Source organism: bacterium (genome assembly GCA_035419245.1).
In the GTDB taxonomy this organism is placed as follows: Bacteria; Zhuqueibacterota; Zhuqueibacteria; order Residuimicrobiales; family Residuimicrobiaceae; genus JAKPUX01.
Genome location: DAOLSP010000004.1, coordinates 137,435 through 152,122 on the forward strand (window position 1 = coordinate 137,435; position 14,688 = coordinate 152,122).

At 58.3% G+C, this 14,688-nt stretch carries 14 protein-coding genes; 10 read left to right on the top strand and 4 right to left on the bottom strand.

Annotated elements, in window-relative coordinates; translation table 11 throughout:
* Positions 1-11: 11 nt before the first annotated feature.
* Both PLH32_08115 and PLH32_08120 read right to left on the bottom strand, forming a co-directional pair.
* Positions 12-839: a polyphosphate kinase 2 family protein gene (locus tag PLH32_08115; GenBank protein ID HQJ64561.1), complete on the bottom strand. Its 828-nt coding sequence runs from the start codon at positions 837-839 to the stop codon at positions 12-14.
* A gap of 59 nt (positions 840-898) precedes the next feature.
* Complete coding sequence (locus PLH32_08120; protein ID HQJ64562.1) at positions 899-2,791, bottom strand: formate--tetrahydrofolate ligase; 1,893 nt, start codon at positions 2,789-2,791, stop codon at positions 899-901.
* Positions 2,792-3,016: 225 nt separating this feature from the next.
* Between PLH32_08120 and PLH32_08125 the strand changes: the two genes are divergently transcribed.
* From PLH32_08125 to PLH32_08140, 4 genes are all read left to right on the top strand, one after another.
* A complete protein-coding gene (locus PLH32_08125) occupies positions 3,017-3,328 on the top strand; it encodes a YhbY family RNA-binding protein (protein ID HQJ64563.1) in 312 nt (103 codons plus the stop codon).
* Between the two features lie 96 nt (positions 3,329-3,424).
* Entirely contained in the window at positions 3,425-4,750 is a 1,326-nt protein-coding gene (locus PLH32_08130) for a hemolysin family protein (protein ID HQJ64564.1), read from the top strand.
* Between the two features lie 19 nt (positions 4,751-4,769).
* The gene (locus tag PLH32_08135; GenBank protein ID HQJ64565.1) at positions 4,770-5,633 is read left to right on the top strand and encodes a pirin family protein; all 864 of its coding nucleotides are present in this window, start codon (positions 4,770-4,772) and stop codon (positions 5,631-5,633) included.
* 151 nt (positions 5,634-5,784) lie between these two features.
* A complete protein-coding gene (locus PLH32_08140; protein ID HQJ64566.1) occupies positions 5,785-7,962 on the top strand; it encodes a DUF5916 domain-containing protein in 2,178 nt (725 codons plus the stop codon).
* A gap of 209 nt (positions 7,963-8,171) precedes the next feature.
* On the opposite strand, the gene PLH32_08145 is transcribed toward PLH32_08140, so the two are convergent.
* Positions 8,172-9,260: a hypothetical protein gene (locus PLH32_08145; protein ID HQJ64567.1), complete on the bottom strand. Its 1,089-nt coding sequence runs from the start codon at positions 9,258-9,260 to the stop codon at positions 8,172-8,174.
* 357 nt (positions 9,261-9,617) lie between these two features.
* Here PLH32_08145 and PLH32_08150 point away from each other — a divergent pair, with 357 nt between their 5' ends.
* The 4 genes from PLH32_08150 to PLH32_08165 are packed head-to-tail and all read left to right on the top strand — an operon-like array spanning position 9,618 to position 12,608.
* Positions 9,618-10,685, top strand: a complete 1,068-nt coding sequence (locus tag PLH32_08150; protein ID HQJ64568.1) for an endonuclease/exonuclease/phosphatase family protein — start codon at positions 9,618-9,620, stop codon at positions 10,683-10,685.
* Positions 10,682-11,506 (top strand): hypothetical protein, encoded by an 825-nt coding sequence (locus PLH32_08155; protein HQJ64569.1) that lies wholly within the window; start codon positions 10,682-10,684, stop codon positions 11,504-11,506. Before PLH32_08150 ends, PLH32_08155 begins: the two co-directional genes overlap by 4 nt.
* A 38-nt stretch (positions 11,507-11,544) precedes the next feature.
* Complete coding sequence (locus PLH32_08160; protein ID HQJ64570.1) at positions 11,545-12,246, top strand: DUF1003 domain-containing protein; 702 nt, start codon at positions 11,545-11,547, stop codon at positions 12,244-12,246.
* 44 nt (positions 12,247-12,290) lie between these two features.
* Positions 12,291-12,608, top strand: a complete 318-nt coding sequence (locus PLH32_08165) for a hypothetical protein (protein HQJ64571.1) — start codon at positions 12,291-12,293, stop codon at positions 12,606-12,608.
* On the opposite strand, the gene PLH32_08170 is transcribed toward PLH32_08165, so the two are convergent.
* Positions 12,605-13,003, bottom strand: coding sequence for a diacylglycerol kinase family protein (locus tag PLH32_08170; GenBank protein ID HQJ64572.1), 399 nt, complete (start codon positions 13,001-13,003; stop codon positions 12,605-12,607). The two genes, PLH32_08165 and PLH32_08170, sit on opposite strands and share 4 nt — an antisense overlap.
* Positions 13,004-13,190: 187 nt before the next feature.
* On the opposite strand from PLH32_08170, the gene PLH32_08175 reads away from it, so the two are divergent.
* Both PLH32_08175 and PLH32_08180 read left to right on the top strand, forming a co-directional pair.
* A complete protein-coding gene (locus PLH32_08175; protein ID HQJ64573.1) occupies positions 13,191-14,366 on the top strand; it encodes an alpha/beta hydrolase-fold protein in 1,176 nt (391 codons plus the stop codon).
* A gap of 115 nt (positions 14,367-14,481) precedes the next feature.
* Entirely contained in the window at positions 14,482-14,646 is a 165-nt protein-coding gene (locus tag PLH32_08180) for a hypothetical protein (GenBank protein HQJ64574.1), read from the top strand.
* Positions 14,647-14,688 lie beyond the last annotated feature (42 nt).

Genomic DNA, 14,688 nt, shown 5'->3' on the forward strand with positions numbered 1-14,688 from the left:
TCCATTCCTCGTCACTCGATCACGGCTGTTTTCGGATCAAAATCCGCCTCTGGATAGGCCATCCCCAGGCTCTCAAGTTTGTTGATGATCACGGAGGCCACCACCAGATTGCGGTACCACTTTTTATTGGCCGGCACGACATACCAGGGCGCCCATTCGGTGCTGGTTTTGCTGATCGCGACCTCGTAGGCCTTCATGTATTGATCCCACAGCTCGCGTTCCTTGAGGTCGCCGACGTTGAATTTCCAGCGTTTTTCGGGATTGTCACGGCGTTCTTCCAGGCGTTTCTTTTGCTCATCTTTGCCGATGTGAAGGAAGAATTTGAGGATGGTTGTTCCCTCTTCGGTGAGCATTTTCTCGAATGCATTGATCTGCTCATACCGTTTCGACCAGATCGCTTTTGGGACCAGCTCATGCACACGAACCACCAGGACATCCTCATAGTGGCTGCGATTAAAGATCACCATTTCCCCTTTACCCGGGGCCTGCTGATGGATCCGCCAGAGATAATCGTGGGCGAGCTCCAGCGGCGTGGGGGCCTTGAAGCTGGCCACCCGCACCCCTTGTGGATTGACCCCCTCGAAGACATGGCGGATCACGCCGTCCTTGCCGCCCGTATCCATGGCCTGGAGCACGATCATCAGCTTGTGTTTCTGCTCAGCGTATAACAGTTCCTGTAAGGTCTCCAACCTGCTGTTCAGCCTGAGCAATGCCTCCTTGCCTTCCGCCTTGCCTTTGGGAAAATGAGTGTCGTCGTTGGGATTGACGTCCTTGAGATGGAGTTTCTCTCCAGGCTGAATCCGGTATTGTTCCATTGGCTCCTCGCGCTTCTGGTTCATGGTCCCTCTCCTTCGAAGAAATGCCGCTTTATACTCCGCAACACGGGACGTGCTCCCGCTCAGGAGAGTCCCATGACTTTACCCGTTTCGGTATCAATGTCGACATCGAGAAAGCCCGGCCGTGTCGGCAGGCCGGGCATGGTCCGCATCTGCCCGCAAAGAGGATAGAGGAAACCCGCCCCCACCGAGGCCTTGAGGTCGGTCACCGGCAGCCGCCAGCCTGTGGGCACGCCCTTGAGCGTCGGATCGTGGGTAAGGGAAAGATGGGTCTTGGCCATGCAGATGGGCAGATGCTCAAGACCCTGGCGGTTGTAATAATCGATGGCGCGATCGACCTCGGGGGTATAGTCGACCCCATCGGCGCCATAGATGCGGGTGGCGATGGCATGGATCTTTTTCTTGATCGACCATTCCAGGGGATAGAGGAACTGAAAGTCGTTCTCTTTTGCTGCGGCAGCGCATACAGCCTCGGCCAGCTCGATGATCCCCGCGCCGCCGCGCGCATAATGATCGCAAACATAGGCGCCGTGGGCCCCGGCAGCCAGGGCGGCATACTGCACCACCGCGATCTCCTCCCGACTGTCATCCGGGAAGATGTTGATCGCCACCAGAGCGGGGATGCCGAACTGGTGGGCGATCTCGATGCTGCGGGCGAGATTGCCGCAGCCCGCCTCCACCAGCTCCGGATGGGATTGCGAGTAGACCGGATCGAATGGTTTGCCGGCGACCACCGTCGGGCCGCCGCCATGCATCTTGAGCGCGCGGATGCTCACCACAATGACCGCCGCGTCCGGCTTCAACCCCGAATAGCGGCATTTGATGTTGATGAATTTCTCCAGGCCGATATCGGCGCCGAAGCCCGCTTCGGTCACCACATAATCAGCCAGTTTGAGCGCGATCTGATCCGCCAAGATGGACGAACTGCCATGGGCGATATTGGCGAAGGGGCCGGCATGGACAAAAGCCGGTGTGCCCTCCAGCGTCTGCATGAGATTGGGCATGATCGCATCCTTGAGCAGCACCGTCATCGCCCCCGCAGCGCCGATGTCCTCGGCGGTGATCGGCTCCTGGAGGCGGCTGCGCGCGACCACCATGCGGCCGAGGCGCTCACGCAAATCCTTCAGGCTGGTGGTGAGGGCCAGCACGGCCATCACCTCGCTGGCCACAGCAATATCATAACCGGTCATGCGCGCCTGATTGCGCTCCTCCTCTCCCAGACCAATCTGGATGCGCCGCAGCAGCCGGTCATTGACATCTACTACCCGCTTCCAGGTGATGTGCTCGGGATCGATATCGAGACGGAAAATCCGCCGCATCTGCTCTTCTGAGAGTTCATCAAGACGGTTGGCGTGGATACCCAGCCGCTCCATCCGCCGCCGCTGGGAGATCGCCAGTTCGCCCCTTTTGCATAGCATCCGCGCCAGCTTTTCATCATCGCTGCGCTCGCTCTCGTGCAGCATACGGGCGTCAATCGCCGCAGCCAGCAGATTGTTGGCCGCGGTGATGGCATGAATATCTCCGGTCAGATGGAGATTAAAATCCTCCATGGGGACAATTTGGCTGTAGCCGCCGCCAGCAGCGCCGCCCTTGATGCTGAACGTGGGTCCCTGCGAGGGCTGGCGGATGCAGGTGAAAACCCGCTTGCGGAGATGCGCTCCCAGCGCCTGCGACAGCCCCAGCGTCGTCGTCGTCTTGCCCTCCCCCAGCGGTGTCGGTGTCATGGCGGTCACCACGATATATTTGCCATTGGGATTCGCCGCCAGCCGGTCGAGGATCGACAACCGCACTTTGGCTTTGTATTCGCCATAGAGTTCCAATTCGCCGGGGAGGATCCCGGCCTCCCGAGCCATCAGGCTGATCTTCTTCATATGCGCGGCCTGGGCGATGGCGATATCGCTCGGAACCGGCCGAACGGGATGCAGCTGAATGGGCCGGTAGGGCGGTTTTTGCATTGGCTTGTTGTTGCGGGGCTGCTCTTTGCTTTTCATATCGACTCCTCAGACTACCACGCTTCAATGTAAGATTTTATTTTATGCGATTCTACACTTTTTTACACCAGGCCGTAATATCTCGCCGCAGGCGTAAATCCCCCACTAAGCCGAGAATTCCCTTGACTCTCGAACTAAATCTATGTAATTTTTAGCATAATGTCGACATTATCACTATTCGGAGATTCCATGCCCACCCTCACCGGCGCACAGCGCCGTTATTTGCGCGGCCGCGCTAATACCCTCAAGCCGTGCATCCTGATCGGCAAAAACGGCCTTTCCGATGAAGTCACCGCGGCCATCGATGCCGCACTGACCGATCATGAGCTGATCAAGGTGCGCTTTCTCGAACTCAAGGAGGGGAAAAAAGCGCTAGCAGCCGAGATCGCGCAGCGAACCCGAAGCGAGCTGGCCGGGATGATCGGGCATGTGGCGATCTTTTTCAGACAGAACACCGACCCGGAACACCGCAAGGTGGAGCTGCCGGTGCGGCCGGCCTGAGGTACTGAGCCCGGGCTTGATTCATGCCCGTCGTCAACGGAGCTGCGCGGCGCCATGCCGCTGACAACCTAATGGTCCATCAGGGACAGAAACAGCATGACACTTAATCTCCTTCTCATCTTTGTTCTCCTTATCGCCAACGGCCTTCTCGTCATGTCCGAGATGGCCGTAGTATCGGTGCGCAAGACCCGCCTGCAACAACTGGCCAACGAGGGTCATCCCCGGGCGAAATCGGTCCTCAAACTGATCAACAATCCAACCCGATTTCTCTCCACAGTACAAATTTTTGTCACCCTGATCAGCATCATGGCCGGTGCAGTTGGCGGCGCCAGGTTCACTGAAGCCCTGGCCTTGTGGCTGCAGCAGTTCGAATCCATCGCGAAGTACAGCAATGCACTCGCCTTCGGCCTCGTCGTGCTCGGGATCAGCTACTTCACCCTCATCCTTGGCGAGCTGGTCCCCAAACAGATCGCCCTGCACAATCCCGAAAAAGTCGCGGGTACCCTCACCCCCACCATGTCGCGTCTGGCCAAGCTCGCTTGGCCTGCGGTGGCGATCCTCAGCTGGTCCACCGATGGCATCCTCCGGCTTTTCGGCCTGAGCAAGATCGAGGAACAGCCGGTCTCGGAGGAAGAGATCAAGGTGATGATCGATCAGGGGATCGAAGCCGGGATGTTCGAGGAGGCTGAACGTGACATGATCGAGAGCGTTTTCAGCCTCGCCGACAAGCGCGCCGGCGCCCTGATGACGCCGCGCACCGATGTAGTCTGGCTCTCGACCGATGAAACCGCCGTGGAGACCTACAAAAAGATCCTCGAGAGCGAACACTCCCGCTTCCCCGTCTGTGAGGGTAATCTCGATGAGGTGATCGGCGTTGTGCGCGCCAAGGATCTGCTCGAGAACGCCATCTCGAACAAGGAGATCGACCTGCGCAAGCATATGCTCCCCGCACTCTATGTGCCCGAGAGCGCCATGGCCCTTAATGTGCTCGAAACCTTTAAAAAGCAGCGGCAGCATATCGCCATCGTCGTCGATGAATACGGCGTCATGCAGGGCATAGTCACCATCTTTGACATCCTGGAGGCCATCGTCGGCGATATCCCCTCCCTCGACGAGACCGAAGCCCGCCCGGGATTGCAGAAGCGGCTCGACGGCTCCTACCTGATCGACGGCCTCTATTATATTGAGGAATTCAAAGAATTCTTCAATATTGCGGAATTGCCGGAAGAGAACAGCTATCAGACACTTGGCGGATTCGTCTTGATGCACCTCGGGCGCATTCCTGAACCCACCGATGTCTTCGAATGGAGTAAATGGCGGTTCGAGGTGATGGATATGGATGGCACCCGCGTTGACAAGGTTCTGGTGACGCCGCTGGTGAAGGAAAACCAGCCGCCAGCCAGCGAAGCGACGACCGCCTGACACTGGAAAGGAGATCCGCATGCCTCTGTTTCGCGCCATTGAGATGACCGCCCGCTGCGTACCGACCATGGAGGGGGCTGGTGTGCGCCTACAGCGCGTCTTCGGCTTTTCACAAGCGCCCAACCTCGATCCCTTTCTCCTGCTCGACCATTTCGGGTCGAAGGACCCGGACGATTACCTTGCGGGCTTTCCCTGGCATCCCCACCGCGGCATCGAAACCGTGACCTACCTGCTCACCGGCGCGGTCGAGCACGGCGACAGCCTCGGCAACCAGGGCGTCATTCGCAGTGGCGATGTTCAATGGATGACCGCCGGCAGCGGCGTCATTCATCAGGAAATGCCCCAGCTCGCGGACGAACCCCTGCTTGGCTTCCAGCTCTGGGTCAATCTACCAGCGGCGCAGAAGATGATGATTCCGCGCTACAACGGCATCCTCAGCGAGCAGATTCCCACGATCGAGCTCGAACCCGGCATCCAGGCTAGAGTGATCGCCGGCGAATTGGCGGGTATCCAGGGCCCGATGCGGGAGTTGATGGTCGAGGTCGGCTATTACGATCTTTCGCTGGCGCCGGGCGCCCGGATGGGTTTCCCCATACCGGCCGGTCATCGCGCCTTCGCTTATCTCTTCGACGGCAGCGGTTCCTTCTCCCCGGACGCGGAAAAGAGTGTTGCCGCGGGTCACCTGATTGCCTTTGCCGATGAGGGACAGGCGGTGCAGATCCAGGCAGGCGAGAACGGCATGCGCTTTCTCCTCGCCCACGGCCACCCCCTCAATGAACCGGTCGCCTGGCGCGGGCCGATCGTCATGAATACCGAGGAGGAACTCCGCCTCGCCTTCACCGAGTTTCGCAACGGCACGTTCATCAAGCACAAACCCGTTTGAAGGGCACAGAACAGGAGTGGCTCCATCCCCCGGATACTCTTGTCCCCGCATCCTACTCTAGCGGTGAAATTCCTTGAAACCCCCGCCCACGCCTCCCCGTATGAGAAAGACCGGATCACAGAAAGGGGGATCACCACGTGCTGGAGAGTTCATGAAGTACCCCCTCATTATCTTTCTTGTTTCACTGGGACTGACCGCCGCCTCCCGAGCAGAGGTCAAGAGTCTCCAGGTTCATACCGTCCATCAGCCCATCCTGGTGGACGGCCTGATCGAGCCCGCATGGAGCAGCGCCGACTCGGCCAGCGGATTCTTCCAGCTCCAACCCTTTTACGGACAGCCGCCACTCCATCAGACGGTCGCCCGGCTGCTGAGCGACGACAAAAACCTCTACGGTCTTATTTTGTGCCGGGATGATCCGGCGCACATCCAGCGTTACACCGGCAAACTCGACGACTTTACCGGTGACGTGGTCTCGCTGATGATCGATACCTTCGGCGACTATCGCACCGCCTATAAATTCGCCGTCGCCGCCGGGGGCAGCCGCTCCGATTGCCGATTGCTCGATGATGCCCGTAACCGCGATTACAGCTGGGACGGAGTCTGGTTCTCCGCCAGCCGCCTCTATGAGTGGGGTTGGGCGGTCGAAATGCAAATCCCTTACCGCTCCATCCAGTACGACGATAGGCTGCAGGAGTGGGGTCTCGATTTCGACCGCTGGACGGAGGTCGGCAAGGAAGATACCTATTGGAACGCCTATGAGCAGAATGAGGGCCAACGCATCTCCAAGTTCGGCCGCCTTATATTCAGGGATAACCGGCCCTCGGTCAAGGGCCTCAACCTGGAAATTTATCCCGTCGGACTGGCCAGGGCTGAACAGGAGCCGGGTGAAACGTGGAAGCTCTCGCCCAATGCCGGCGTGGACCTTTTTTACAATCCCTCGCAGCAACTTACGCTGCAGTTCACGGCCAATCCCGATTTCGCCCAGATCGAAGCGGACCCCTACGAGTTCAATATCTCCCGCTATGAATCCTATTACTCCGAACGCCGGCCCTTCTTCACCCAGGGCAACGAAGTTTTTATGCCCTCCGGCAAGCAGCGCAACACCGGCTTTTATGAACCCATGGAGCTCTTTTATTCACGACGCATCGGCCGGCGCCTTCCGGATGGGCACGAGGTGCCCCTGCTGGCCGGCAGCAAACTCTTCGGCCGATTGAACAATTGGGAATATGGGGGATTTTTCGCCGCCACCGGGGGCAAGTCCTATCAGGACGGCAGTGCACGCCTCAATGAGCCTACGGCCGTTTTCAGCTCGCTGCGGTTGAAAAAACAGATCCTCGGCAACTCTTCCATCGGCCTGCTTTATGTCGGCAAAAATACCGGGGAGGACAATAACGGGGTCATCGATGTCGACGGTGCCTTCCGTGCATCGGACTGGCAGCTCTCCTACCAAGCCGCCCGTTCCTACCGCAACCACCAGGGCGATTATGCCGGCTCGTTCGGACTCTGGATCCCCAAGGAACATTTTCTGCTCGGTTGGCGCTCCCGCTATGTGGGTGAAAATTTTGACATCCAGGAGGTGGGCTTCGTCCCCTGGAAGGGCACCTGGAACAGCACTCTGCTCGCCGGTCCCATGTGGTTGCCTAAGACGGGAGCGGTCAGTCAGGTGATCATTTATGGCGGCGGCATCCTCAACCACGAAAAGATCGATGCCTTCACCGACCGCATGGCCCTGCTGGGCTATAACATGCAGTTCCGCAAGAACTGGGGATTCGAGATCAATCTCAACGCTGGCCGCTCACGGGATATGGGGGTTGCCTACAACTCATATGAGGCCACCCTCTCTTCATGGCTGGGCATCTCCCCCCAATGGGAGGGCCACCTCTACGGCGGTTACTCACGCACCTATAATTTTTCCCGCTCCTGGCTGGCCGCTTACAGCTGGACCGGTGGTGAAATCGACTGGAAGCCGGCCCAGGTCCTCACCCTGGGTACTTCAGCGGATCTCTATTTCGAGGGCAACCCCGCAGGGAATTTGGCGGACGTGACCTTGAATGCGCGGCCCTATTGCAGCTGGACTCCGGTCAACAATCTCAACCTGCGGCTCTATGTGGATAATCTCTACGTGCGCTCGACCGGCCATCTGGAGCGGCTGATCGGCGGTTTTCTCTTCTCCTACAACTTCCGTCCCAAGAGCTGGATCTACTTCGCCCTCAATGAAGTGCAGGACCGCAGTGCGGAGTTTGATCGTGAGAATCGTCTCCTGCCCAACCGCCTGCACATGGTCAACCGGGTCAACGTGGTGAAGCTGAAATATCTCTTTTATTATTAAAATAGACCTGGGTCGCGAAGTATGGAGGGGGGCAGGAATCATGGGGAAATAAAGAATGAGAGAATGGATTTCAGGGCCTTGCCTGACGCTACTCAGAAGAGGACCCACACTCATACCGATTTCAACCGCGCCTTTGCCATCGGCATCGGCCTTAACCGTGCTTTTGTGCTGCTGGAAGCAGGATTCGGACTGGTATCGGGCGGCCTTTTTTACATCCGATGGGCGAATCCAAAGGGGACCTTGTGCAGCTGCAGGCCCAGGGTCCAGCGATTATCCCGGTCCACTAGGGCGAAAAGGCCGGGCGAGAAGGAGCCGATGCGGATCAGCCCCGGATAGAGGTTAAGGCGGACTTTGCTGCGCAGCTTGCCGGCATAGAGCAAGGAAGCCATGAGCGAATTGTTGCGGTCGTAAAAAAGTCCGGCGGTGGTGACCAGATTGGTCGTCAACGAGCGCACCTTCTCCCCCTCCCGGTCATCCACACCCACCAGATTCTTGGCCACCAGTCCGGCCCCCAGCGAGATCGCCCGTTCCTGATCGATCTTGTACGAGAATCCCCCCTCCCCATGATTGCCATAATTATAAAAGAGATGCCACCGTTGTGACCCGGGCAGCCGCCATTTCAGGCTGAAATTCTGCCCGTTGTTCTCGATGGTGCCGCGCCCGAAATCGAAAGCGAGCTGGTAGGACCAGTCGGCATAATTCAGGGTCTCGCTGAAAAAGCGCGCCACCTTGTCGTTGCTGAAGAGTACAATGCTGAGGGGATCAAAGATGTAGAGATCGGCGATCGGATCGACGTTGTAGCCCCGGAATTCACCGTTTTCGACGGTTTCGTTGAGGAGGTGATAGACGGCCATGGTTGCCGCTGAAAAGAGAGCGGGATGAGGAATTTGGCGGCAGGCAAACCATTCGGTCATCATGCGGCTGCTCATGCCGCCGCCGAACAGGTGCATCGTATAGTTAGGCCAGTACTGGGCATGCTTGGAGTGGATGCTGAAAGGAATGAGTTCGCCCGAAATAAAATTAACCCAACCGTAGGCGTCGATGGCATCAAAGGGATGCAGCAGATTATCCCAGAGATTCTCCCACCCGGCTTCGTAGGGCAGATCGAGGGGTTTATGAGGGCGGTTCTCCATGGCCAAGATGCCATACCCCCCATGCAGAATCATGGTCACAGGATTGACCAGGGATTGGCTGCCATACGGGAGGCCTTTATAGAAATAACGGTCTGGCTGCCCGGCATGAAGAACCGCAGCAGCCAGGCTGAAGAGGAGCCCCCATTTCAATCCATTGTGCGTCATGACAACCCAGCGTGAAGGAAAAGTGACAGAAGAAATTCAAATTCTTTTAATTTATCATTATTCATAAAAATAAACAAGATTTAACCTGCAGGCCCTCCAAAAAATCCGGCTTCGATCTGACGCCTTGCGTCCGAAATACTGCCCGCAGATGGGTCGTTCCGACCCTGGAGGGCATCCTGCAAATGTACCATTTACAACATAAAAAATGCTGGCTTTGTTTGCAAAGGATGATTAGATTGTTACTTAGAGGCTCCGATGGCGAAAGCGCAAGCTAACCGCAGTACTCATCCTCAAGGAGGTCTCGTGCGCCGAAACCAGCCAATATCCATTTGGATCCGGATCTGCTGCTGGAGCTGGATGATCGGCTTCTTCTCCGCCGGTTGTTCACCGCTTGTGACCGAGTTTGATCAAAGCGAAGAGGCCGTGCTCTATACGGCCGCCCATCCCATGCCGCAACCGGTCCCCGACACCCTCACCGTGATGACCTGGAATCTTCGCTTTGGCGCTGGCCGGCAGACCCCGTGGTTTGGGGACAGCTGCGGCGACCGGGTGGTCCTGACTGCAGCCGAGGTTCTGGCCACGCTCGAGGGCATGGCCGCAGAGATCCGCACCCTCCAGCCCGACCTCCTGCTTATCCAGGAGATCGATGTCCAGTCCAAGCGCACCGCCTATATCGATGAACTGCAATGGCTGCTGGACCATACCTACTTTACCTATGGCGCCTATGCCTCGATGTGGCAAGCGCAGTATGTCCCTAGCGACGGCCTCGGCCGAATCAACACCGGCAGCGCCCTCCTTTCGCGCTGGCCTTTGCGCGAAGCCGAGCGCATCCAACTGCCGCTGCGCAGCGATCAGGACGCCCTGACCCGCTATTTCTATCTGCGCCGCAATATCCTCAAGGCCAGGGTCGACCTGCCGGAGCGCGGCGACTTTTGGGTGCTCAATATCCATGCCGATGCCTTTTCGACCGATGATACCAAGCACAAACACATCATCCGTTTCAAGGCCGAAATAGACAAGCTCGATACCGCCGGCGCAGCCGTGATCGCCGGCGGCGATTTCAACATGCTGCCTCCCGGTTCGGATTCCACCGACTATTGTGATGAGGACCGCTGTCCGGGGGAGCACTTTCATAGTCCCGGCGACCATCCTCTGCACAAGGAGGGCAGCAATTATACCCCGGAAAAGGAGTGGCTGGTCGATCTCTATGCCGCCTATGATTGCTCGGTCCCCCTGGTTGACTATCACGCGCATCCTGCGCGTTATTTCACCCACACCACCAACCGTGGTGCCTTCTGGGACCGCAAGATCGATTATCTCTTCAGCAACCGCCCCTGGCTTTCGCAGGGCCGTGTAACCCATCAGGAAATTCTCAACCTCTCGGACCATGTCCCGGTCAGCGCCCGCTGGGTGGTGCCACGATGAAAAAGCATCGACCTTCAGCCCCGCGGCCGCGCCTGCTGGTGCTGCTGCTCGCCGCCATGCTGCTCTGGCCTGCGGCAGCCCGCGCAGCGGAGCATACCGATCCCTGGTTCGCCGCCGCCAACGGCTCCGCACAAACCCTGCCCAGGGGCCGCTGGTGCGTCGGCATCTTTCAACCGCTACGCACAGCGGTATCCGAGCACATCGAGCTTTCCCTCCATCCCCTGCTCTTCCCGCTGCTGCCGAATGTGAGCCTGAAATGGGCGCACGGCCACCAGGGGAACTGGCGGTTTGCTTCGCGTCACAGCCTCTATGATCCCACGCCGCTGCTGCGGCTGCTGCGTCGTGAAGGCACCGGTGGTATCCTTTCACCCGAATTCGCCATACCCAATATGGCCGCCTCGTCAAGCGAAGTGCTGGCGTCACATCCCATCGCCGGTGGGCAGCGCGTCACCCTGAAGGTGGGTCTGAGCGTTTGTCTCTTTCGCTCCAGCCCACTTGACCGCCGCGCGACCATCGATCTCCCGTTGGTTTTCCCGCGCCTGCAACCTTTTTTTCATAACCTCACTTGGCGCGGCGGTCTCGAGGGCATGGGCCGGCTCTGGCGGCGCTGGTTCTGGCTGCTGGATGGTGATTGCTTTTATACCCCCAGGGGAGAGGAGAACTGGGCGCTCGAGCACAAGGGGATGCTGCTCTGGGACCGCAGCACAACGCTGCAGCTCGGGATCGGGTACAAACTGAGCTTCTGCGAATATCCCTACGGCCGCCAATGGCATCTCCTCGGCCCGCTGGTGGATCTGCAGTGGGCTTGGGGCGGTCATTGAGACCCAGAATGGCGGAAATGGAAAAAGAAGAGGATGGCATGTCTTCAGCGAGAGTAGCCCATGTCTGTCAAATCTGCGGCCGCGATACGCGTGCGGATCTTCGTCCCGGCGTTCTGGTCCGCCCCGAGGTGGGCGCCCTGATCCAGCGAAAAACGGGCAGTTTTATGGAGGAGGGCTGGATCTGCATCGAAGATCTGGAGAAATTCCGTCTTGACTATATCCGCGAGATGCTCGAAGAGGACCGCGGCGAGCTCACCGAGATCGATGATCAGGTAGCGCGCAGTCTGCATCAGCAGGAGATCCTCACCCGGAATCCGGATGAGGAGATGCAGTGCGGCCTGACTTTCGGCCAGCGGCTGGCGGACCGCATCGCCGCACTGGGAGGAAGCTGGGCTTTCATCGGTGCCTTCCTCGGGGTCTTGTCTTTATGGATTGCCGTCAATTCGGTGGCGCTGCTGTTCAAACCCTTTGATCCCTATCCCTATATCCTGCTTAATCTCCTGCTCTCCTGCATCGCCGCGATCCAGGCTCCAATCATCATGATGAGTCAGAACCGTCAGGAGATGCGCGACCGTTTGCACGCCCAGCACGATTATCAGGTCAATCTCAAGGCAGAACTGGAAATCCGTCAGCTGCACCAAAAGATCGATCACATGCTTTCCCACCAGTGGCAGCGGCTGGTGGAGATTCAGGAGATTCAGATGGAACTCATGGCTGAGCTCCGCATGCGCAAACCCTGAAACCGTTCACTCTTCACATCCCATAACAGGGGGTGGCATGGGGAATGCCCCTTCTGAAAGATGGCATCGCGCACTCGCGTGTGACCGTGCCCTCCATCCTGTCGCCAGCCAACATCGGCCGCTATCCCAATCCCTTCAATGACAAGACGGTGATCGAACGGCAGACGCCTGTCAGCGCCGATATGAACCGGACCATCTTTGACGCCTTTGGGCGCCGGATCCGGGATCGGCAGGTGCCTGTTGCGGCGGGCGAGACCAAACGGGTGCGGTTTAGGAGACGCCTCTGGCCCTCCGGCGTCTCTCTCTGCCGGGGCAGCGGCGGCACGCTGGATCGGATGCTGAAGCCGCACCTGTTATACTAGGGTAAAAGAGGCTGGTGGCAGAGGGCGAGAAGATGGGGGAGGAAGATCAGCAGGCCGATGCAGGCCGCTCCGATGGCGCAGATCAAAACCGCAGCCGCGGCGATGTTCTTGGCTTTCTCAACCAGCGGATGAAATTCCGGACTGGTGACATCGCAAAGAAACTCGAAGGCCGTGTTGACCGCCTCGGCCGACCAGACCAGAGCCATGGCGACGATGACCGCGATCCACTCGCTGCGGCTCAGATGCAGCAACCCTCCCGCGACAAGAACCAGCAGCGTCGCCGCCAGATGGATCCAGGCGTTATGCTGAGTCTCCACCATCTGCCGGATGCCGGCCAGGGCATAACGAAAACTGGTAATGCGGCGGCGCAGGCTGAATCGGGTTTGGGCGGGCATGAGCTCTCCTCTGTCGGGGAAAAAACGCTGTGCAAAATACTAAAAACCGGACTAACAATCAAGAGCGTTGATTTTTCGGCCCCAATAGTGTATATTTTGAGGTGCGGTTTGGAGAGATGAACCGTGAAATCTCAGGATCCTCCTCCCGCTCCTTTGTCTAATACCTACCCTTCTAAAGGAGTCCGCAATGCAAAAAAACAACACTACGGTTTGGATGATAGCTTGCCTGTATCTCATTTTGTTCGCCGCAATCGTCTCCGCTCAGTGGAAACCTTCACCCGGCGATACCCTGGTCACTCCCAGGATCCTGGAAGGCAACCAGGTGCAGTTCCGTATTTACGCCCCCAACGCCGAGGCGGTAAGGCTGGGGGGCGGAGAAATCCCCGGTATCGGCTGGACGGGCAAGGAGATGAACAAAACCCCTGAGGGCATCTGGGAGGTCACCCTGCCGGTTGATCCGGGTACCTACCGCTACAACTTTAGTGTGGATGGTGTGACAACGATTGATCCCAGGAATCCCAAAACCAGCGAGTCCAACGGAACGACCTGGAGCCTGATCCACGTGCCGGGCGCCGCTTTCATGGATACGCAACAGGTCCCCCATGGCGCCGTGGCGACGGTGACCTACTGGTCCGCCACTCTGCAGCGGTTCCGCCGCATGCATATCTATACTCCGCCTGGCTATGAATCCGGCAAGGGCAAATATCCGGTCTTTTATCTGCTTCATGGCGCCGGAGACAGCGATGACTCCTGGAGTTCTGTCGGCCGCGCCGGCTTTATCCTCGACAACCTCATTGCTGCCAAGAAAGCGGTGCCCATGGTGGTGGTCATGCCCGCCGGTCACACCGGTCCCTTCATCTGGGGCGCTCCCCGCAGCAATCCCGGCAGTTCAATGGTCGATGAGTTTGCACAGGACTTTTCCCGGGAGGTCATGCCCTACGTGGAATCGCACTACCGGGTCTATACCGACCAAAAGCATCGCGCCCTCGCCGGGCTCTCCATGGGCGGTTTCCAGACCCTCAGCATCGCCCTCCCGGCGCTCGACCAGTTCGCCTATACCGGTGTCTTCAGTTCGGGCATTATCGGCATCAAGCCCAATCCAGCCGTAACCAGTGCGCCGGCTGGAGCAAGCTGGGAAGAACAAAATGCAGCGGCCCTCGACAACCCCGCGGGCAAAAAGGGACTCAAGCTGCTCTGGTTCGCCACCGGCACGGAGGATTTCCTGCTCGAGACCTCCCGCGCTACCGTCGAGATGCTGCGCAAACACGGGTACACGGTGACCTACAAGGAGACCAGCGGCGCACATACCTGGATCAACTGGCGGCTCTATCTTAACGAGTTCACCCCGATGCTCTTCCGCTGAACTCGCGGCGCCGGGTTCCTGCCTGTACGGGCTGGGCGGTCAATAAAATACTTGTCTTTCATGCGAGATTTTTGTACAATGGTTTTAACTAGCTCTGCCGCTGCAAGGCGCACCCGTGTACCCTGAATTAAAAGGAAAGCCCACAACAGAAGAAATCAAGGCCGGCTGCGCGCGACCGACAGGTGGACCCGTCGGAGATACCAAGCTTTCCGTCGGCCTTGGCAAGGTCGGCCCAGCATTCGGCGAATACGACAAGAAGGTTTCGGAAGCCTTCGACTAGTCCTCTTGCACAATCCTCACTCCTCGCTCCCACCCGGATATC